The following is a 17839-nucleotide window of genomic DNA, read 5'->3' on the forward strand; positions in this document are numbered from 1 at the left end:
TGTAAAAAGAGAGACGTTATTTATTCGACTGCCCCGGCGATACGCTCCAGCGCCTGCTCGGTCCCCTCGCCGATGTGCTTTTTCACCATGCCGCCAAAGACTGACAGCAGGCCCGCAAGCTTGAAGTCCCATGCCACGTCGACCTTGGTCTTGCTGCCGCCACCTGCAGGGCTCAGGGTCACGATCCTGCTCCCGGTTATCGGCCCTTCCGTGATCCTAGTCTCGATTGAAGTCATCGGGTTCAGGGTGACTGTCTGCATCGTCTTGGAGTCTTTAAAGGCGATCACCACTTCGCGCTGGATAACGTTGCCGTTCTTGCTGATGTTGCGGACCGACTTGGTGCCGTGCCAGTACTGCGCCTCGTTGTCGACGTCGGAGATGACACCCCACACCTTGTCAAGCGGCGCCCCGATTTCACGGCTTACGTTGATTGTTGGCATATTCTGTAATATGGGTATCAGGTTGCCGGGTATATTTGTCTAAAGCGCCTTTACCGTTGCAGTCTCGTGCGGCTTGGTCCTGTCCCACAGCACGCCAAGGACCGCTCCAAGGACCAGCCAGAACATCGCCATCGTGGCGGCGCTTGCGATCCTAAAGCCGTTGACGAGATCCATAGGCGCAGCAACCTCGTCGGGGTTCGCCGGCAGCGCAAAAAACGCCGCTATCACCACTGCAGCGTACACGGCTGGAGCGACTGCCTTTCTTGCGCTTTTTGACGACGGCCCCATCTTTTTGTAAAGAAACGCAGAGCCGATTGCTGCAGCGCCGGAAATCGCCAGCATGGCAACGTAAAGGGTCATGCGCAGGTAGATGGTGTCAGGGTTGCCCACGGCCGGCGGGTTTGCAGGGTATTTTACCGCGACTGCAAGGTATATCACGACCCACATTATCCCGGCAAGCAGGACGGCTTTTTTGATGTTGTTTTTACCCGGCAGGCTCTTTCGCGAGTAGGCAAACACGACGCCCAAAAGGGCGCCGTACGAAAGCCCGAGGAGCGCGCCTGCGGCAACGCTCCCTTCCCTCTGCCACAGCCTGTACGCGTTCATGGCTACAGGATCGATCATCTCTCCCTGTGCCATGGCGTTCTGGTTTTCAATGTCTATCGCCTTTTCGATGAAAGGCAGGACAACACCTTGGTTGACAAGCGCCAAAATACTCCCGGCAATGACGCCGGACAAAAGAGAAATTGCAATAAAAGTCAGGGTCTTCATCTTATTTCTCGGACCTTAGTGGCATGCGAATCCTGCGGCGTGCCTCATGTCGTGCGTGAATTCGTGCATCAGCAATTCGCCGTACGCCGGGTTTGCCGGATCGGCAGGATTGCCCTGCGCCAGCGCGAACAGCTGGCCCTGGTCAAAGCCCACTGCAAAGATGCCGAATACAAGGACGCCAATCAGAATGCCAACAGCAATCTTGGGAACTCCTTCCGTTGCTCGTGCGATCTGGTTAGTAAATGACATTCTATTTCGCATGCAATCTGGTGTTATATAAAGAATGAGACAGTTTGTCCAACTGGACGGTTTATCCAACCCTTTGCGCGGCACGTAAATACTTGTTCGGGCAACCAAAGAGAGTGCACACTTTTGTAAGAGCGCTTGAAAAGGTGGCAAGCAGGTACGCCCCAAGCAGGCTCCTCTCCTTTGGAGAGGTGCACGTCTTTGTGGCCTTGCAGTTGATGAGCAGGCGCGGCCACGTGAGCAGGGACGCTCTTTCAAAAGAGCTTGCCCTTGGCGGGGGCGCGGTAAAGACCCTCGTCAAGCACATGAAGATGGCAGGCCTGATAGAGACCTCAAACGGCGGCACGAAAATGACCGCAAAGGGCAGGGGCATCTTTGAGGGCCTTGCATCGGCAATCCCGGCGGAAATGGACCTGCCGAGGCTGCAGGTTGCGCTGGGCAGGCACAACTATGCAGTTCTTTTGCGCGAGTTTGGCTTTGCGGTCAGGTCGGGGATCGAGCAGCGGGATGCTGCAATAAAGATGGGCGCAGCAGGCGCGACCACCCTTTTGTACCGGGACGGCAGGTTTGCCATGCCTGACAGCGGGCAGGACCCGCTGAAAAAAGAGCAGACGCTCAAAAAAGAGCTTGCCGACACGCTAAAGCCGCAGGAAGGCGACGTGGTGATAATCGGCAGCGCGGAAAAGGGCAAGGTGGCCGAGCTTGCCGCAAAAAGCGCGGCACTTGCCACCATAATGGCGCACGAAAAGCATGCCAGCTAGCCAGCCGACTTCAGTCCTTGCGGTAGGCGTAGACCTTGGCGCCAAGGGACCGTTGTCCTCTTTTCTTACCAATCTTGCCATGCGCTTTCCATACCAAGTAGGCCAAATAAACCTGGTAGTAATTTACGACTTACCCAGTACTCTAGAACTAACTTCGGGCAATTTAATATAGTAGAAGAATAGCAGAACGGCCTGCATATGGGATTTCTCAAAAAGCTAAAGGATGCGGCAGGGCAGGGCGTTGAAAAGGGCACAGAGCTTGGCAAGAAGGGAATCGAAAAAGGCGCGGAGGTAGGCACAAAGGCGTACGACGGCGCAAAAGAAGCGGCGCAGAAAGGCTACGAAAAGGCGCGGGAAGACAAGAAAAAAGAAGAGGAAAAGTAAGGACTAGTCAGTTCCCCAGCGTCCTCACCATGCCGACTATGCCGTAGAGCGGAGTCTCTCCAAAGTGGTTCAGGACGCTCGTGTCAATCGTGAATACGATCACCTGCTTTTGCAGGATCTTGATCGTGACTGGCGTTTCGACCGGCCCGTCCCTCGTGGTTATCGTGGCTTTGCCCTCAAGGGTGGTTGAGGAATCGTCTGAGAACCACTTGCTCACCTTGAAGTCGCTTATCGCGTGCCTGTGCATCGCGTTGCCGTCTGTCATGACCATCCTGACCGATGCCCTGAACGATACGTTCGGGTTTTCATTTCCGCCGTCAGGCTGGGTGACTATCATCCTCCACGGGCCATAGACCAGCCAGTGGGCGCCGTCTGCCCCGGTCTGCATGGTTGAAAACACGCCGCTTGCGACCATACGCTTGTTGTCCTTCATTGCCGCCGTGATGCGGTCAGACATGCCCAGGTTGTCGCCCTGAGCCTGCGCAACGTTGCCGGACAGGAGGGCTGAAAATGCCATCCCTGCCACCAGAATTGCGCTAAGGCCAAGTATTGCTGCTGCCTGCTGCTGTTGTTTGGCAGTTGTCATGGTGTACGCCCCATCCTGCTTCCAGATATGTCTTATGTAAAAGAAATACACGGTCGTTAGGGCAAATCCTTTTACCCGCGAAAGGGAACGATAGGATCAAGCGCCTTGCTCTCACCCACCGTTGACCTCAAGCAGATACAGGCAAGGGCCGAGCGCACCATAGAAAAAGGCGTCCAGATAGACCTGTCGACTACGCTGTGCAAGCGCTACCTGCGCCGGCACGCAAACCAGAAGACAAGCGTCGTCGTCCTTTACGTGGACATTGACGGCTCGACCAAGCTGACGCAGAGCGTGCCTTCCACGCAGCTTGCGCTCATACTCCAGCTTTTTTCGCAGGAGATGAGCCTCCTCGTGTCAAACTATGGAGGATACGTGCTGAAATACGTGGGCGACGCAGTCATTGCGCTTTTTCCTGCCGAGCACAACGTGGAGCAGGCGTGCAAGAACGCGCTTGAATGCGGGTGGACCATGCTTGAGGCCATCAGCGGAGGAATCAACCCTGCGCTGAAATCCCACGGCCTTCCAGAGCTGGGGGTAAAGGTGTCTATGGACTATGGCGAGGTCCTGGTGGTGCTGTACGGAAAGAGCCTTGAAAACTCGCACATCGACATCATCGGCTCGAACATCAGCATGGCGGCAAAGATGCTTGCGTTTGCCCCGTCTGGAAGCATCGTAATGATGGGCATGAGGGCGCATGACAATCTCGGCGAGGCCGTGAAAAAAGGAATTCAGGAAATCCACGACCCTGACTGGTCATACACCGACGAAAAGACGGGCTGGCGCTACAGGCTCTATTATTATCACCCTCCTTCTTCTCCCTCCTAGCTTTACGCCTATTAGGCATGCCATGCAACAATATGCTGTCATATGAGCGCAGTAAGCGAGATAATGTCAAAAGGCGCCGTCGCCGTCGACCTTGAACCCGGCACTTCCGCGCTTGATGTCGCCTCTGCGATGGTCAGGGGCAGGGCAGGCGCGATCATCGCCATCAAGAGTGGCAGGCCGGCAGGCATAATCACCGAGCGCGACCTGCTCAAAAAAGTCGCGGCAAAAAACATCAAGCCGGATCAGGTCAGGGCCGAGGACATCATGTCGTCGCCGCTTGTGACGGTCAAGGCCTACGACTCTGTCGACACCGCGGCTGGCCTGATGGCCAGGAACAGGATAAAGAGGCTGCCGGTGCTGGAAGACGACGGGTCGCTTGCAGGCATGCTTTCTGCCACTGACATTGCAAAAAGGCTGGCCAAGATACTGGCCGACGACCAGAGCAGGTACAGCTCGCTCAGGCCGGCGCTCGAGCTGTAGAAAAGACTGCCAGATTTTTTGCCACATATATGCACCAGCTTTTGGTAACGGTATTTGAAAGCGGGACGCGCAATACATTTTTTGCAGCAGCATGGCCATGTCATGTAAATACTGCAAGGTGAAACTGTTATCTCACATGGTTGTTTCGAGAATCCTGGTGCCCCACGACGGAACGGAGATGTCCGACAGGGCACTTGAAAAGGCGACCGAGTTTGCCAGGGCGTTCAAGGCAAGGATCATCATCGCGCACATTGTCGACAGCAGGTTCGTGCCACCAAGCGCAACCCTTGGCTTCATAAGCGACAGGACGTCGCTGGAAGGGGCCAGAACAGAGCTTGTCAAAATCCTAAAGTCCAGCGCAGAGCAAATGCTCAAGGAAAAGATGGCAAAGGTAAAAGCGGATGGCATAAGCACCGACTTTGTTCTAGGAGTCGGATCTCCTGCTGACGAGATACAGCATCGCGCGCAGCACAGAATCAGACCTCATAGTGATGGGAAGCAGGCAGATGAAAAGCAACATCATGATGCTTGGCAGCGTCGCAAGGAAGGTGTCAGAGATGGTGCACTGCCCCGTCATGATAGTACGCTGATGATAATGGGGGCAATCAATCCTTGTGCCAGAGACTTCTTCTCTATGCAAAGGGCCTCTTTATCTGCCGCATCCGGCAAGCGCGCATCCCTCATAGATGTTATAAAGGCGGTCTGTGAATATACAGCTCAGCAATGAGCTCCGAGACTCCGGCACCGTCAAGCGGCTCCCAGCCAGAGCTGGTCCTTGCAAGGTGGAGCGACCGCTTTTTCGCGTGGCTGATAGACTTTATCATAGTGCAGGTGGCACTTGGCGCAATATTTGCAGCTGCAGCATTTCCGTTCTGGTTTGGCGATTTTAGCCGCGCAGACAGGTTCTTCTGGGGAGACGGCCCGGTAAGATACGCCATCACGAGCGCCGTGTTCTTTGCATACTGGACGTTCTTTGAATCTACCAAGGGCCAGTCGATAGGCAAGATGGTGCTAAAGATAAGGACCGTCGACCTTGCAGGCAGGCCGGTTGACACGAAGGGCGCCGCGATTCAGAGCTTTGGCAAGGCGTTCCTGCTTCCAATAGACGTCGTCCTTGGCTGGATATTCACAAACGACAAGAGGCAGCGCCTGTTCAACAGGGCAAGCGACACGATCGTGATCAAGGAAACTACTGTCAGCACTACGCAACAGCCGGGCGCAAGCTACAGAAAGGATTAGTAGCAGACCATCTGGTCAGTGCCCGTTATCCGGAACGCCTCTTCCCTTGCGTCAAGCCCAAGGCCGGTGTAAATGTCGACGTGCTTGCCTATTACTCCCGGGCCGGTATCCGCCGCGGTGAACACCATTTCATTCCACGGCTCGGGAAGCAACGGGATTGCCATCTTTGTAAAATATGGGACAAGGTCCGTGTCAGTCGCCACGCGGCCGACCTGCGCCAAAAGGCCGCTTGAGGTCCCGGGCTGGCTTGAGACGTGGAAGGCGCCGCCCCAGTGCCCAAGGTAGTCGCCGGCGACGGTCTTGCCCGAGCCCTGTACCATCACCTGGTCTACAAATCCCTTGTAGAACGTCCTTGTGCCCTCGTCAGTCAAGACATCGACTGTGCCCGTCCCGGCATAGTCCTCCTCCAGGGGAGTAAAGTAGCCGGTTACGCGCCAGCCGTCAGTGCACGCCTTGCCCGCAAGAAGTGGATTGACGTCCAGCTTTTGCGCGGGGTAGATGAGGTACGGCGAAGGGATGTTGTTTCTTGCCGCAATGTCCGTCCAGGGCACCCCGTACGCCTGGCCTATCCTGTACAGCGTGTCGCCGGGCTGGACGGTGTAGACGATGTTGCCTGCAAGGTAGCCCTGCACCCGGATCTCGTCTATTGCGGCCCACTCGTTTTCGGTGTTGCCGTACACGCTTATCTTGACATAGCGCGCGCTGACGTGCTGCTCAAACGCATAGTGCTCCAGCTCTCCTGTCGACCCGCTGCTGTTGCCCCTGTACGTGTCAAGGTACATTTCGCCGTCAAGGGACGTCCTTATCACAAAGTGCGAGGTCCGCGCGTCGCCCCTGTACCATGCAATGTCGACGCTGCAGAGTGTTTTTGGCGACCCGAGATCCAGCCTGATCCACGAGCCCGCCCCGTCGTTGGCCCATCCCGTATACAGCTTGCCGTCGACGGCATTGCCAGGCGGGCTTGACGGCTGGCTGCCAGATGCCGAGACGTTGGCGGTTTTCAGGCTGCCGCATGACGCCGCGTCGGCCTGCATTGGAGCCGCAAAGAACAATGACGTGGCAACAATTGCTGATGCTGTCACCATCATCATCATTACGAAGGCAAGACGACGCAAATTCAGAGGCGAATAAAGGGCAATCCTTATTTTTCTTCAGGAAAGTCCTTACCTAACAGCGTAGTACAAGATTTACTACTGAAGTTTTGAAACCAGGTTACCTGCTTCCATCTCGCCCTTTTTCGTGAGCGAGAACAGCTCCTCGCCGGCGTCGCTTGAGCCGTCCTTTTTCACCAGGCCGGCCTTGACCAGCCTGCCGGAAAAGTTGCCGCCGTCAAACCAGCTGCCGTAGGCCTTGCCCCAGTCGTTGAGCACCTGGCGGATCTGGGCCTTGCTCTGCTTTGGCTTTTGCATCAACGCGACAAGGATAAGGTCCTGCGTGCCAATGTCATCGACTTTTTCCACGATGCGCTGCTCTAGGCCGCGCGTGACCGTCTTTGAGCTGTCGCTGCTGTTGCCGTACACTGCCTGCTCTAGGCTTGCCACCCTCTTTTGCAGGTCCAAAACAACCTTTTCAAGATTGGAGCTGTCCAACGGAGTATATGTCAAAATGCAGAGGTACTTATTACTTTCTTGGCAGGTCCTTCTGCAGCCTGACAAACAGGTCCTTGGCCTTTTTCCGGGCGTCTTCGGTGAGCTCTTCGTTGAAAATCGTGTTGCTCAGCGCGTCGAGCACCACCTGCCACTCGTCCATTGAAAGCGCAAACGCCTGCTTGTCGCCCATCTAAATTTCAAATCATGGCGGGCGGCAAGCCAATATATGCCTTAGAGAATTGCGTGTGTGCAACATCTTTATTGCGGATTGCAGAATTGCAGGCCATAATATGTTCGAGGCTTCACCATTTGTAGTCATATTCCAGTACGCGTTCATTGCAGCGTTTCCGCTAGCCGGTCTTGCCGTGGTCACAAAATGGGTCTTTGAAGACTGGAAAAAGTCCAGGCGGACGCAAGGCTAGACAGTCTGCGGAATAGTTATGTTTTTGCAAGCAGCAATATGGAGCATTGTCAAGCAAGAATAATCCACCAGAGCCGTGCCAGTATTGCGGCCACCCGTTTTCCCTTCATTTTAGCGACGACGTCAGGGGCATGGGAAGCAAGGATGCCAGAAACGTACACCAAGGGTGCAGCTACCAGTCGTCAAACGACGGCTCCATTTGCCAGTGCCCGGGGTTCAGGCCTGCCCGGAACGCAAATCCATTCAGCAGCCGAGGGTAAGGAAAGAAGAAGAGGAGATGCAGACTTGCTTCCACAATTGCGATATGAATCACGAATTGAAACAAGCCATCATTGCCCCGGCTGGCCGAGGGACGCAAGTGTACAGCATCATCATGCCAGAGCCGCGCGAAGCAGCTTTTTTTGCAACGATTCCTGTCTGATTTCCTGGCCCGCGATGTATGACTTTCAATAGCAGAACGTCTAGCTGCGGATTGCAGAGAAGCCTCCAATTGCACCAGAGCAGTTGTACGAGATTATCGAAACAGTTATAATAGGAAAAATCTGTGTTATTTTTTCATCTAACTGTCAAACAATAGTACGATCTTACGTTGTAATTTCAAAATAATTACATTATCTATCATTTTTGCTCAAGGCTTTAAAATCAGTGTTCCCAGTCATTACGGTGATGTCAAGCCTAATAGGTAACAAAATGGCATTGCTATCCCTGCTGGCAGCCGGGGCGGCACTTGCATCCTACGCCTTGCCTATCGCTGCCTTTGCGCAGAACGGCAGCGCTGACGAGGAACCCAAGTGGAACGACAAGCACTGGCCCCAGCACACATGGGATGAAAACACCAAATCGTACAAGGACGACGCCGGCAAGGAATACAAGTGCGAGACCAAGCATGAAGGGTCTTGGTACTACTTCTACAAGGGCGAATTCTACAAGTGTGACGACTTCAAGCCAGAAAGCGGCTCCACCAAAGGTCCCTACGATTAAGGAGACAACAACACAGCATTACGCACAGAATGCAGGAATGACAACTCTGCTGCAAAGCTATCATATCCTTCCTTTTTCTTTTTTCTTTTTTCCAAAAGCAGCTTGGTAGATTTTTTAAAGACCGCAACGAAAATACTAGATCTAAGGACGATATGCAAAGGGATTAGAACCCTGAAGCGTCCCCGCTTCCCCGACGCCTACGGCATCAGGTTGGCCGACATAAGAAACATCTCGTTACTTGCATAACGCGCTACGGTCGTTCGCGAAGGACAGGGTGCGGCGGGCGCTGCTGCGATATTCCAGATTCATATTCGCGCAAGTTTCTTGTGATGTAGGTGTCAGTTAGCTATCAATATCTTCCTTGAAGGTTTGTTTATACAACTGTTTGAAGTGTTCCATGACCTTTTTTCTTTCTTCTTCATCCCATTGTGGGCCTATCTGCTTCAGTTTTTGCAAAACCGCTTCGAAATCTTCAGGTCTATCCAAGTTTATTGTAGTAAAGTTCGGAAACCAAAATGTGATGTTTATGTCATTATCCTTCTTTTTTCGATCTTTGTATATGGTGTAAAGTAGTGTGAGCGCAGGAACGGCAAGGTTGGCAAGTTGAAAGATGAATGCAGTAGGTTCAGCTGACGTGACTGATTCTACGACTACATGCCGATGTGGAATTCCGATTTCTTTCATCCGTGCAATAATTTCCTGCTTATCTTCTTCGTTCGCGTTGACCGTTATCTTATAGTCATATCGCCCTGATAGAAAGCGGCTTTCCTTTTCTCCAGTCAAGCGGTTAACCTAGAAGAAGATTGCCTAAAAAGCATGGCGATCGTTAGTTCCATTAGTCTTTCTTGTAACATTGTAACTCATGTCTAAGGTTGTTAGGAATAACAGCATGGAACCAAGCGCCCTGAAATGGAACCATAAAGCCTTTTGTTGCACGGCTAAAGCGCGTGTTTTGCTTCCAATTCGCTTATTTCGTGCGTGAAAACGCAGGTCGTTGCTGCCTAAACAAATTAGTGGGCCCAAAGGGATTCGAACCCTTGGCCGACCGGTTATGAGCCGGTCGCTCTAACCAGGCTGAGCTATGGGCCCGCGTGCAGAATCAAAAATCGGACGAGTATGTATAAAGGTTTGGTGCCTTTAACAATACATGCTGTTGCCAACGTACTTTTCCTGCACCGAGTCCAGCAGCAGGTTCTGCGCCTTTAGCGACTCGACGGCGGCCGCAAGCGCCTTTTCGCGTTTTTCAGCCGGCATTGCAGACAAGATGTCGCGCCACACCTGCGCATGCCTCACGTCGGCCTCCTCGTGGATCTCGAAATAGTTGAGCGCGTCCCTGCCGGTCATGTTGTAGAATTTCATCAGGCCATCAATCTTGCTCCTGCTTATTTTTGGAAGCTCTGCCTCAAACGCGTACATTGCGGCGACTGCCTCCTCAAATGACAGCGAAGTGAGCGACATCATCCTTGCCACCGCGTCGTTTGTCTTTGCCGCGCCAGAATAGCTGGCGAGCTCGGATTGTGAAACGCCCATCGCGCCGGCAAACCTTGCCCACGGCTCGATGTGCTCCGACTCTTCCTTCAGGTTCTCCTCAATGCTGGGAACCTTTGCAGGGTCGGTGTTGGCAGAGGCGATGTTCTGCACGAACGCAGGGACTGCCTTTACCAGCTGGAAATATTCCTTGGAGTAGCCCTGCAGGTGGTCGACTGTCAGCCTGCCCTCTGACCACATCTGGTAGAACGGGTGCTTCAAAAGGCTGCGCTTCTCTATCTCCGAGTCGATCCTCTCTACAAGGTCGTAATTTTCCATATTATAACTCACTTCAACAGCCATAGAAAAACCTTATGACAGCAGACGTTGTCAAGTCTTAGGTTGATGAACAACCCTGTCAACTTTTGGCTGATCAAATCTTAATCTTGAATATCTGCTTGGATAATGGATTATCGTTGTTGGCAGTAAAGAGCGTGAAGCAGACATGCTCGACTGAACCTCTACTACCCGTGATGGAAACATTCGGGCAAATGGTTAATGATTGCATCAGAATCGGCCTGCAAATGAAGCAATGGTACAGGAACCCGGGAGCGTGACGCCGGTAATCCTGAAAGTCGATGCAGGCAGGTTGAGTCTTTTACAACGTTGTCAACCGAAAGTTGACAGGGTTGTTCATCAACCTAAGACTTGACAGAACCTGACAGCAAGGATTTTATGTGAATCTCCCACCGATTGTGCTCAAGTGCTCCGGTGGTGTAGTGGCTATTCTGCCGGCCGTCATGTCCGGCAAGGGGCTGCACAGTCCGGTCAAGCATTGTGGCCTTTCGAGTCGCAGATCCCGGGTTCAAATCCCGGCCGGAGCACTAAACTATTCTCCCCCATACAATTTGCCAACCAGTAGCAATAATGATGCTGACGCCTTGCATCATAGGTAAAAAAAAGGTCAGAATGCCAGAGAAAGACAGCATTTTTTGCCAAACATCATATTGTTGTTATTATTGTTCCAGACCTGATTTTGATGGACGCGATTAGAGAAACAATCTCCACAGAATTAAAATAAATCTGCAACTTATGGAAAACTGCCATGCAAGTCAATAAGGCGAGCGACCGTCTTTATGCACGTCTTTGGTCCTTGGGCGTCAACGTATCTGCAATCAGGCACTCCAATCCTTCAGATGACGACCTCGCAGATTTTGTACACAGGTTGACACTTCTCATGAAAAAGTATCGGGTCCAGGTAGTTCCAGGTTTGGCGCTTTTGTCCTCGTCTCTGATGAATGAAAGCAGAGTCGTCTGATTCTGCACACATGGTTGCTCTCTACAAAAAGCGCTGACTGCTTTTTGCCGACCTCTCCCACTCTTCAGGGGAAAATCTTTTAATCAAATACACTGGGGCGGTACAGCACCGGCGATTGCGGCTTCCAACAGAGCATCCTTGAGACGCGGCAAGTATCACAGCAGTGTTTAAGGAAGGCCGCTATTAATATGGAAAAAAAGAAAAGAGACGTTACATCTTTTCATCCATTTCTGGATCACTCTTTTAAATTATTACTATATAGTTATTTTATGAGATATAGAAGTAGAATGGACATCGCTTCGGCAATTCTTGATGTTGCAAAAGACGGGGCGCTAAAAACGGCAATAATGTACAAGGCTTACATGTCATTTCCGCAGCTGAATGAATACCTGGAGCTTTTGCTTAGTAATGGGCTGCTAGAGTATGTTCCGGAGCAAAAGATGTACCATACAACGAGAAAAGGGAAAAGGTTCCTGGACAACTACGGGGAAGTAGGACGAGCGCTTCTTCCAAAAGAAAACAACAAGAATGCGGCCATGGCAGAAGCGTGATTTAAGCAAGCATCGAATGATCTATAGTAGCAAAAACTGACCGCATTCAATACAATCGTATAGAGGCATATTCGACGCTGGATAAATGTTATAGAACGAAAGAAACTGTCATGCGGCTGTGTTCATCAGGCCCAAAAAGCCCTTGAGCTCGACGAGCAGGTACTTTTGGTATTCTAGGCTTTGGCCATCATTGCCATGCACTTGGCAAGGTCTCCGGGCCTGGAATAGTGCAGACTGTCGTCGAGCCCGATGTCTTGGCACATCTTTACAAGAAGGATTTCACCCATTTGTCCCAGAAGCTCAACGAGTGCGCCTTCAAAGATGTCGGGCCTTTGCATCACCGCCGTACGAATATCCATTTCGGGATCCAGATAATCCTCTGCAATCCTTGTCATTATCACGTCATATACTTCTGGACCTAACACGTCTTTGATATTTTGCAGCATTGCATCAGCTAATTTAGGAATATTTATCCGAGACATCACAATACCCCGAATATGGTAAATAATGCCGAATAATTTAACAATTTTGGTATTTTAGCCGCTGATGATCGCTCCCATTATTTGTAATAGATTTTGCGTCACTAATGTTATTCTACTAATTTTTCCACAGACTGATACTTCTCAAAGGATTAATATGCAAAATGTAACTTGCAGCGTGAAAATATTATGGAAAGGGAAGCTTTGACACAAGAGAGCCTCTACGAGCGCCTTGAATCTTTTGGAGTAAACGTGTCCATCATTAAAAAAATGAATCCTTCGCTGGAAGATCTTTTAGAGTTCACGGGCAAGCTACAAGAACTGATGAAGAATCCCGCCGAAACCTAAGTGTGCTCCCCTGTCGACCTCCTGCCAGGCGATGCTAGCCAGGATTCCAGATAGCTGTTCACTGCAGTACCAATCTCCTTGTTCATCCCGCCATCTTTAGGTTCAAAACAAAATTTATTCAAGACAAGACAACTGCTTCCTCCTCTCTTACAGAAGATGATGATGGCAAGATGGCAAGCCCGCGATGCGCAAAAAAAACTATCTTGGATGCAATAGCATGTACACGCACATATTGACACTTCTAGTCAATCTTTCACTTCTTGGGGTCCAGCATTGCCCATAGATGGAATGTTCAAAACTCCTTCACAGAAAATTATCAAATAATGGCGTGAATCACCCAAGTACGCGACGGTGCTACGTTAGGATTTCAAAATAATCGAATTATGTGCGCCACTTGCTCAGATATTTAAGAACATGTGATTCGAGAGATTACATTGATGTCAACCCAGATCAGGAACAAAACGACGTTGTTCTTCCTGTCGGTTCTTGGCGTCGCACTCGCGTCGATGGCAATGGCATCCGCAGCCAACCAGGCTTTTGGCAGCGGCAGCGACTACTATTACAAGAGTTGCGGGAAATGGTACGAGCACGAGACAAGTACTGACTACGAGTACAAGCTCAAGAAATCGCAAGACTCTTCCGAGCATGAAAAAGGCGGCGGCTACGGCAAGTCGTACGACTATGAGTACTCTGACGATGACAAGAAGGATTATGACAAGGACGATAAGGACAAGAACAAGTCATCATACGACTATGGAAGTGGCGGCGGCTCGAAGGATTCCAGCGACTATGAGAAGTACAAGAGTGACCACACATACAAGTACGAATATGAAAAGTCAAGCAGCACGGTAAGACATGACGGAGACGAGTGGTGCGACGAAGACGAGGATGATGACGACAAGGACGACCACTACAACAACAACGACAAATTCTACAAAGATGATGACGACAAGGATGATAATGATGATGACTATGATGATGACGACGACAATGATGATGACGACCACGACGGATACTGACAGACTCCAAAACTACTATCGCTAACAACATGGCAATGCGTATAATTTGAAAGCAAAAGGGGTAACTTGAGCAAGTTACCACTCCCCCCTTCTTTTTTTTATTCCCGACGATGTCACGGGATAAACTCGAAACAGGGTAGGTACCTTGTGTTATTCTCGCAAAATGCTGACCGCCGCCAGAACGCCAAAAAAAGAATTTTGTGTCAATGACAATCAATAATTAATAATAAAAAATGAGGAAAGGCCTCCCCACGACCTTCCCTCCCGCAGCGCAGATGCTGTCGAGCCGAAACCCTTTTTCCTTTTTTACGGGATTGACCTGCTGTACAGCTTGCCTTCCAGCGCCAGCTTGTACATTTCCGCCACGTAGGGGTTCTTTGCAGGTGCCTCTGCACCAAGTTCCACCAGACGTGCATACACCCTTACCACGTACGCAAGGGCTCCCATGAATGCCACTACGACACCCATGTTGAACATCCAGTGGTTCGGAACGGCGAATATTTCTTCCACGAACCAGAAGTGCCATAGCTCGTTGACGCCGATTGTGAACATGGTCGCAAGGTAGCCGAGGATTGTCAGCTTTAGACCTGTGTTCATCGAGTTGTTCGGGCCTCGGAGTATCGGGACCTTCCTGTCATAGATTGCCACCATACCCCAGCCGACAGGCAGAGCCACAAAGTGGCTGTACAGCCACCAGTGGGCCGGCGTGAAGGCCGAGTCGCGGATGGACGTCTGGTGCAGCGAACCGTCGACAAAGTTGTCGACTTCTACTGAGGCAGCGATGGAACCGAGCATGATCACCATGATGTAGATCTTTTTCAGTCTCTGGATTTCGACTTCTTTTGGTATCAGTGCTGGCATTTGTGCCATAGTTCTTTCACGTGTGAAAAGGATCGTCAATCGCCGATATAAAGTGAACTTTATGACAATTATGTCAATTTCTCTAGACCTTTGATAGACAGACAATTCCAATATCTACAATTATATTGTGTTGCAATTTTTTTATAAAATTTTGAAGAATTGTACATAATCAATTATGCTTATCAATCAAGATTGTCATATACGCGGGCATGCTTTTACACTGGTGAGCGCACGACGCAATATCAGGCCGGTTACGTGCGTGTGTGCGTGTGTGTATGTGGGTCATGCCTCCATGCCAGCTCCGTTTGTTTTGAGGAGTTGCGTCGATCTTGCGCCAGAGCAGGACAGCATATCCCATACGACGTCTGCCATATGCTACAGACAGGGCGGATCAAGCAGGCAAGCAAGCCGAATGGAAGAAGGTTTTCCAAGCATCTTTTTCCCATACTCTGAATGTTATTGATATATCCGTATTGATATGGTGATAAATTAATATGGTCAACTAATCGGATCACCTCTGGGAAAGAGCTAGTTCTTGGGCAGGAGAAACATAGAGGCCAACCCGCTGACAGACCTTTGTGGCGACTACCTCGGTCGGATTGAAGAAGCGCTCAAGCGCGAGCTCGACTCTTATTCATGGTCAGAATTTCACGCGCCGTTGCGCTATGCCTGCGATGGCGGCAAGCGCATCAGGCCGCTCATCCTGGTTTTGTCTGCAGAGGCAATAAAGGGCAGGAAGGCAAACGGCGACGCGTACCTTGCCGCATCAGCAATCGAACTTTTGCACACCGAATCCATAATACATGACGACATAATCGACGAGGAGCACACCCGCAGGGGCAAGCCGTCGTTCCACGTGAAATACGGCTACAACAGCAGCATCCTCACCGCGGATTTCGTGCTTGGAGTCATACTTTCCATCGGCTCGAAACTCAAGAACCCCCGCGTCCTCAACGAGCTGTCAAACGCCGCGACGCGCATGAGCGAAGGCGAGATGATGGAGATAAGGCTGAACAAGTCGCCGGCGATAACCGAGGACGACTACATCAAGGTGCTCGACTACAAGACGGCGTCGCTGTTTGAGACGTCGGCCAAGATAGGCGCGATACTGGGCGAGGGCACAGAGGAGCAGATCCACGCCATGACCACCTTTGGCCACCTGCTCGGAATCGCCTACCAGATCCACGACGACCTCATTGACTGGAACGACGAGGACAAGCTGTTCAACATGCTGGTCAAGCAGAACGACAGGTCCAAGGACTTTATCGACAGGATGGAAAAGTTGTACCAGTCGTACGCTGCAAAGGCCAAGGATGAACTGCTAAAGGTGGCGCCGGCAAACAGCGAGGTCATCAGGCACCTGGAATTGATGACGGACCTAGCATCGGTGCAGATCTAGTCAAGCAGTTTTTCACGGCCACACATAGCTCTACAAGAAGACGAGATTATTTTTCAGAGTACTGCTTGCTTGCAATGTGTTGTTCTAGTGGTGTGGTCGTTGTAGTGATTAACGACCAGGACGCACAACTGCTTCCGTGGCGGCGTCTCAATGCAGCGGGCCGGCCGGGATGCCAGAGATAAAGCTGAGGTCAGGCACCGCCTTTGAAGCAAAGTCGATGAGGGGCGCGTGCCAGATGCCAAAGCCCACCATGAACACCACGGCGAACACCAGCACCGCTATCATGGCCCTGGGCTCCTTTACCCGCTTCATGTCCGGCGACTCCTCCATGTACATCTTTCTCATTATCCAGGCATAGTAGCCAAGCGAGAGCGCGCTGTTGAGGACGCCTGCGATTGCAAGCCACGGGCCCCAGTCTACCACTGGGCCGGTGTTTATAGCTGCGCCAAAGAGCATCAGCTTGCTCCAGAACCCGTTGAGCGGAGGCACGCCTGCAAGGGCGAGTAGCGCGATTGAAAACGTGGCGGCAGTTATCGGCATGCGCCTTCCAAGGCCGCGGTACTTTTCAAGGCTATAGCTGGCAAGCGTTATCGCCACAGCCGCGACGGCGATGAAACCTGCCGACTTCATGACGGCGTGGTTGATGATGTGGAACAGCGAGCCGGCAAGCGCCTGGTCGGAGTATGGCGCCAGCGCGATGCCTATCATGATGTAGCCTGCCTGGGCTATTGACGAGTAGGCAAGCATCCTCGGCACGCTCCTCTGCATTATGGCGCCGAGGTTTCCAATCGTCATGGTAAAGACTGCAAGTATCGCAAGGGTGAGCGCCCAGTCGGCGTTGAGCGCAAACATGCCAAGGACCACCACGCGAAGGGCTGCTGCAAAGCCGGCCTTCTTGGTGCCTGACGCAAGCAGGCCGCCGATGGTTGCAGGCGAGCCCTCGTAGGCGTCTGGGAGCCACATGTGGAACGGGACGAGGCCCATCTTGAATCCAAAGCCGGCGATAAAGAGCGCGATTGCGAGCAGGCCTACAGGCATCATCGACGGGTCGAGGCTGGTCAGCGCCTTTACAGAGTCGCCGATGTTTGTGGTGCCAGTCATGCCGTAGACTAGGCCTATTGCAAAGACTATGAGCGCCGACGACAGCGCGCCGAACATGAAATACTTTATTGCAGCCTCGTTTGACACCGGGTCGCGTTTCTGGAAGCCTGCAAGGGCGTACGTCGGCAACGACATCAATTCCCACGCGACCAGGAGCATCACGAGGTCTGTCGAGTAGGCAATGAGCACCATGCCGATGCTTGAAAGCAGGATCAGCGAGTAGTACGCCGCCGGGTTTGACCTGCCCTTCCAGTAGTTCCACGACGACGCTGTCATCATGAGAGACACGAGCAGCAGCGCGACTGCAAAGAACGAGCCGAACAGGTCGTCCGTGAGCACGTCCTGCCCGAACGCGACTGCAGGGAGCACCTCGCCGGAGAACACGCGGAATATCACGATCCCCATGGCGACGATTAGCGCGCCAAACGCGATTGCGCTGTACACCTTGTTGCGGTCGACGCCCTTTTCGCGCCTTCCGGCGTCGATGGCGGGTATGGCCAGGCCTACCACGCCCAGTATTACCGTCACCAGTATTGGCGTTGAGAGCAGGTCTACCATTTTTTCTCCATCTCC

25 protein-coding genes and 2 tRNA genes are annotated in these 17839 nt (G+C 52.0%); 14 read left to right on the plus strand and 13 right to left on the minus strand.

Annotated features, from left to right (window positions below; translation table 11 throughout):
- Positions 1-20 precede the first annotated feature (20 nt).
- From NVIE_RS05480 to NVIE_RS05490, 3 genes are read right to left on the minus strand one after another with little or no spacing between them, the layout of a single operon-like run.
- Positions 21-440 carry a type II toxin-antitoxin system RatA family toxin gene (locus NVIE_RS05480; RefSeq protein WP_075054385.1) on the minus strand — a complete coding sequence of 140 codons (420 nt, stop codon included), beginning with the start codon at positions 438-440 and terminating at the stop codon, positions 21-23.
- A gap of 39 nt (positions 441-479) precedes the next feature.
- Complete coding sequence (locus NVIE_RS05485; protein ID WP_075054386.1) at positions 480-1211, minus strand: CbtA family protein; 732 nt, start codon at positions 1209-1211, stop codon at positions 480-482.
- A 15-nt stretch (positions 1212-1226) separates the two neighbouring features.
- Complete coding sequence (locus NVIE_RS05490; RefSeq protein WP_075054387.1) at positions 1227-1460, minus strand: CbtB domain-containing protein; 234 nt, start codon at positions 1458-1460, stop codon at positions 1227-1229.
- 113 nt (positions 1461-1573) lie between these two features.
- On the opposite strand from NVIE_RS05490, the gene NVIE_RS05495 reads away from it, so the two are divergent.
- Positions 1574-2218, plus strand: a complete 645-nt coding sequence (locus tag NVIE_RS05495; RefSeq protein WP_075054388.1) for a DUF4443 domain-containing protein — start codon at positions 1574-1576, stop codon at positions 2216-2218.
- Positions 2219-2416: 198 nt separating this feature from the next.
- Positions 2417-2602, plus strand: coding sequence for a hypothetical protein (locus NVIE_RS05500; RefSeq protein ID WP_075054389.1), 186 nt, complete (start codon positions 2417-2419; stop codon positions 2600-2602).
- Between the two features lie 7 nt (positions 2603-2609).
- Here the strand turns inward: NVIE_RS05500 and NVIE_RS05505 are convergent, their stop codons facing one another.
- Positions 2610-3188 (minus strand): hypothetical protein, encoded by a 579-nt coding sequence (locus tag NVIE_RS05505; RefSeq protein ID WP_075054390.1) that lies wholly within the window; start codon positions 3186-3188, stop codon positions 2610-2612.
- A 105-nt stretch (positions 3189-3293) separates the two neighbouring features.
- Here NVIE_RS05505 and NVIE_RS05510 point away from each other — a divergent pair, with 105 nt between their 5' ends.
- From NVIE_RS05510 to NVIE_RS05525, 4 genes are all read left to right on the plus strand, one after another.
- Entirely contained in the window at positions 3294-4013 is a 720-nt protein-coding gene (locus tag NVIE_RS05510) for an adenylate/guanylate cyclase domain-containing protein (protein ID WP_075054391.1), read from the plus strand.
- A 42-nt stretch (positions 4014-4055) separates the two neighbouring features.
- The gene (locus tag NVIE_RS05515) at positions 4056-4493 is read left to right on the plus strand and encodes a CBS domain-containing protein (RefSeq protein WP_075054392.1); all 438 of its coding nucleotides are present in this window, start codon (positions 4056-4058) and stop codon (positions 4491-4493) included.
- 136 nt (positions 4494-4629) lie between these two features.
- Positions 4630-5220, plus strand: a complete 591-nt coding sequence (locus NVIE_RS05520; RefSeq protein WP_158435109.1) for a universal stress protein — start codon at positions 4630-4632, stop codon at positions 5218-5220.
- Positions 5217-5732: an RDD family protein gene (locus NVIE_RS05525; protein WP_075054394.1), complete on the plus strand. Its 516-nt coding sequence runs from the start codon at positions 5217-5219 to the stop codon at positions 5730-5732. The genes NVIE_RS05520 and NVIE_RS05525 overlap by 4 nt, the downstream gene beginning before the upstream one ends.
- Here NVIE_RS05525 and NVIE_RS05530 read toward each other — a convergent pair.
- The 3 genes from NVIE_RS05530 to NVIE_RS15310 form a co-directional block, all read right to left on the minus strand.
- Positions 5729-6826 (minus strand): discoidin domain-containing protein, encoded by a 1098-nt coding sequence (locus tag NVIE_RS05530; RefSeq protein WP_075054395.1) that lies wholly within the window; start codon positions 6824-6826, stop codon positions 5729-5731. The genes NVIE_RS05525 and NVIE_RS05530 overlap by 4 nt on opposite strands.
- A 96-nt stretch (positions 6827-6922) precedes the next feature.
- Positions 6923-7321, minus strand: a complete 399-nt coding sequence (locus NVIE_RS05535) for a hypothetical protein (protein ID WP_075054396.1) — start codon at positions 7319-7321, stop codon at positions 6923-6925.
- Between the two features lie 31 nt (positions 7322-7352).
- Positions 7353-7511 (minus strand): hypothetical protein, encoded by a 159-nt coding sequence (locus tag NVIE_RS15310; RefSeq protein ID WP_158435110.1) that lies wholly within the window; start codon positions 7509-7511, stop codon positions 7353-7355.
- 100 nt (positions 7512-7611) lie between these two features.
- Between NVIE_RS15310 and NVIE_RS16060 the strand changes: the two genes are divergently transcribed.
- From NVIE_RS16060 to NVIE_RS05545, 3 genes are all read left to right on the plus strand, one after another.
- Positions 7612-7743: a hypothetical protein gene (locus NVIE_RS16060; RefSeq protein ID WP_258914176.1), complete on the plus strand. Its 132-nt coding sequence runs from the start codon at positions 7612-7614 to the stop codon at positions 7741-7743.
- 46 nt (positions 7744-7789) lie between these two features.
- A complete protein-coding gene (locus tag NVIE_RS14775; protein ID WP_144239525.1) occupies positions 7790-8002 on the plus strand; it encodes a hypothetical protein in 213 nt (70 codons plus the stop codon).
- Positions 8003-8408: 406 nt separating this feature from the next.
- Positions 8409-8723, plus strand: a complete 315-nt coding sequence (locus NVIE_RS05545) for a hypothetical protein (RefSeq protein ID WP_144239526.1) — start codon at positions 8409-8411, stop codon at positions 8721-8723.
- A 342-nt stretch (positions 8724-9065) separates the two neighbouring features.
- Here the strand turns inward: NVIE_RS05545 and NVIE_RS05550 are convergent, their stop codons facing one another.
- From NVIE_RS05550 to NVIE_RS05560, 3 genes are all read right to left on the minus strand, one after another.
- The gene (locus NVIE_RS05550) at positions 9066-9506 is read right to left on the minus strand and encodes a hypothetical protein (protein ID WP_075054399.1); all 441 of its coding nucleotides are present in this window, start codon (positions 9504-9506) and stop codon (positions 9066-9068) included.
- A gap of 231 nt (positions 9507-9737) precedes the next feature.
- A tRNA-Ile gene (locus NVIE_RS05555) sits at positions 9738-9812 on the minus strand.
- Between the two features lie 48 nt (positions 9813-9860).
- Positions 9861-10529, minus strand: a complete 669-nt coding sequence (locus tag NVIE_RS05560) for a TenA family transcriptional regulator (RefSeq protein WP_075054400.1) — start codon at positions 10527-10529, stop codon at positions 9861-9863.
- A gap of 426 nt (positions 10530-10955) precedes the next feature.
- Between NVIE_RS05560 and NVIE_RS15030 the strand changes: the two genes are divergently transcribed.
- Positions 10956-11074 (plus strand) — tRNA-Glu (locus NVIE_RS15030).
- A gap of 622 nt (positions 11075-11696) precedes the next feature.
- Positions 11697-12059 (plus strand): winged helix-turn-helix domain-containing protein, encoded by a 363-nt coding sequence (locus NVIE_RS05565; protein ID WP_309568975.1) that lies wholly within the window; start codon positions 11697-11699, stop codon positions 12057-12059.
- Between the two features lie 173 nt (positions 12060-12232).
- Here NVIE_RS05565 and NVIE_RS05570 read toward each other — a convergent pair whose 3' ends face one another.
- On the minus strand, positions 12233-12541 hold the full coding sequence (locus NVIE_RS05570) for a hypothetical protein (protein WP_075054401.1): 309 nt from the start codon (positions 12539-12541) through the stop codon (positions 12233-12235).
- Between the two features lie 186 nt (positions 12542-12727).
- On the opposite strand from NVIE_RS05570, the gene NVIE_RS15315 reads away from it, so the two are divergent.
- A complete protein-coding gene (locus NVIE_RS15315; protein ID WP_158435112.1) occupies positions 12728-12886 on the plus strand; it encodes a hypothetical protein in 159 nt (52 codons plus the stop codon).
- A 437-nt stretch (positions 12887-13323) separates the two neighbouring features.
- Positions 13324-13905 (plus strand): hypothetical protein, encoded by a 582-nt coding sequence (locus tag NVIE_RS05575; protein ID WP_075054402.1) that lies wholly within the window; start codon positions 13324-13326, stop codon positions 13903-13905.
- Between the two features lie 306 nt (positions 13906-14211).
- Here the strand turns inward: NVIE_RS05575 and NVIE_RS05580 are convergent, their stop codons facing one another.
- The gene (locus NVIE_RS05580; RefSeq protein ID WP_374213690.1) at positions 14212-14799 is read right to left on the minus strand and encodes a methane monooxygenase/ammonia monooxygenase subunit C; all 588 of its coding nucleotides are present in this window, start codon (positions 14797-14799) and stop codon (positions 14212-14214) included.
- Between the two features lie 502 nt (positions 14800-15301).
- Between NVIE_RS05580 and NVIE_RS05585 the strand changes: the two genes are divergently transcribed.
- Complete coding sequence (locus NVIE_RS05585; RefSeq protein ID WP_075054404.1) at positions 15302-16165, plus strand: polyprenyl synthetase family protein; 864 nt, start codon at positions 15302-15304, stop codon at positions 16163-16165.
- A 147-nt stretch (positions 16166-16312) separates the two neighbouring features.
- On the opposite strand, the gene NVIE_RS05590 is transcribed toward NVIE_RS05585, so the two are convergent.
- On the minus strand, positions 16313-17824 hold the full coding sequence (locus tag NVIE_RS05590) for an NADH-quinone oxidoreductase subunit N (protein ID WP_075054405.1): 1512 nt from the start codon (positions 17822-17824) through the stop codon (positions 16313-16315).
- Positions 17825-17839: the final 15 nt, after the last annotated feature.

The organism is Nitrososphaera viennensis EN76, assembly GCF_000698785.1.
Taxonomy (GTDB): Archaea; Thermoproteota; Nitrososphaeria; order Nitrososphaerales; family Nitrososphaeraceae; genus Nitrososphaera; species Nitrososphaera viennensis.

What these genes read in the sequence shown, in the direction of transcription:
- NVIE_RS05480 (WP_075054385.1), bottom strand. Translation starts at nt 440, where the DNA reads ATGCCAACAATCAACGTAAGCCGTGAAATCGGGGCGCCGCTTGACAAG.
- NVIE_RS05485 (WP_075054386.1), bottom strand. Translation starts at nt 1,211, where the DNA reads ATGAAGACCCTGACTTTTATTGCAATTTCTCTTTTGTCCGGCGTCATT.
- NVIE_RS05490 (WP_075054387.1), bottom strand. Translation starts at nt 1,460, where the DNA reads ATGTCATTTACTAACCAGATCGCACGAGCAACGGAAGGAGTTCCCAAG.
- NVIE_RS05500 (WP_075054389.1), top strand. Translation starts at nt 2,417, where the DNA reads ATGGGATTTCTCAAAAAGCTAAAGGATGCGGCAGGGCAGGGCGTTGAA.
- NVIE_RS05505 (WP_075054390.1), bottom strand. Translation starts at nt 3,188, where the DNA reads ATGACAACTGCCAAACAACAGCAGCAGGCAGCAGCAATACTTGGCCTT.
- NVIE_RS05515 (WP_075054392.1), top strand. Translation starts at nt 4,056, where the DNA reads ATGAGCGCAGTAAGCGAGATAATGTCAAAAGGCGCCGTCGCCGTCGAC.
- NVIE_RS05520 (WP_158435109.1), top strand. Translation starts at nt 4,630, where the DNA reads ATGGTTGTTTCGAGAATCCTGGTGCCCCACGACGGAACGGAGATGTCC.
- NVIE_RS05525 (WP_075054394.1), top strand. Translation starts at nt 5,217, where the DNA reads ATGAGCTCCGAGACTCCGGCACCGTCAAGCGGCTCCCAGCCAGAGCTG.
- NVIE_RS05530 (WP_075054395.1), bottom strand. Translation starts at nt 6,826, where the DNA reads ATGATGATGATGGTGACAGCATCAGCAATTGTTGCCACGTCATTGTTC.
- NVIE_RS15310 (WP_158435110.1), bottom strand. Translation starts at nt 7,511, where the DNA reads ATGGGCGACAAGCAGGCGTTTGCGCTTTCAATGGACGAGTGGCAGGTG.
- NVIE_RS16060 (WP_258914176.1), top strand. Translation starts at nt 7,612, where the DNA reads ATGTTCGAGGCTTCACCATTTGTAGTCATATTCCAGTACGCGTTCATT.
- NVIE_RS05545 (WP_144239526.1), top strand. Translation starts at nt 8,409, where the DNA reads ATGTCAAGCCTAATAGGTAACAAAATGGCATTGCTATCCCTGCTGGCA.
- NVIE_RS05560 (WP_075054400.1), bottom strand. Translation starts at nt 10,529, where the DNA reads ATGGAAAATTACGACCTTGTAGAGAGGATCGACTCGGAGATAGAGAAG.
- NVIE_RS05565 (WP_309568975.1), top strand. Translation starts at nt 11,697, where the DNA reads ATGGAAAAAAAGAAAAGAGACGTTACATCTTTTCATCCATTTCTGGAT.
- NVIE_RS05570 (WP_075054401.1), bottom strand. Translation starts at nt 12,541, where the DNA reads ATGTCTCGGATAAATATTCCTAAATTAGCTGATGCAATGCTGCAAAAT.
- NVIE_RS15315 (WP_158435112.1), top strand. Translation starts at nt 12,728, where the DNA reads ATGGAAAGGGAAGCTTTGACACAAGAGAGCCTCTACGAGCGCCTTGAA.
- NVIE_RS05575 (WP_075054402.1), top strand. Translation starts at nt 13,324, where the DNA reads ATGTCAACCCAGATCAGGAACAAAACGACGTTGTTCTTCCTGTCGGTT.
- NVIE_RS05590 (WP_075054405.1), bottom strand. Translation starts at nt 17,824, where the DNA reads ATGGTAGACCTGCTCTCAACGCCAATACTGGTGACGGTAATACTGGGC.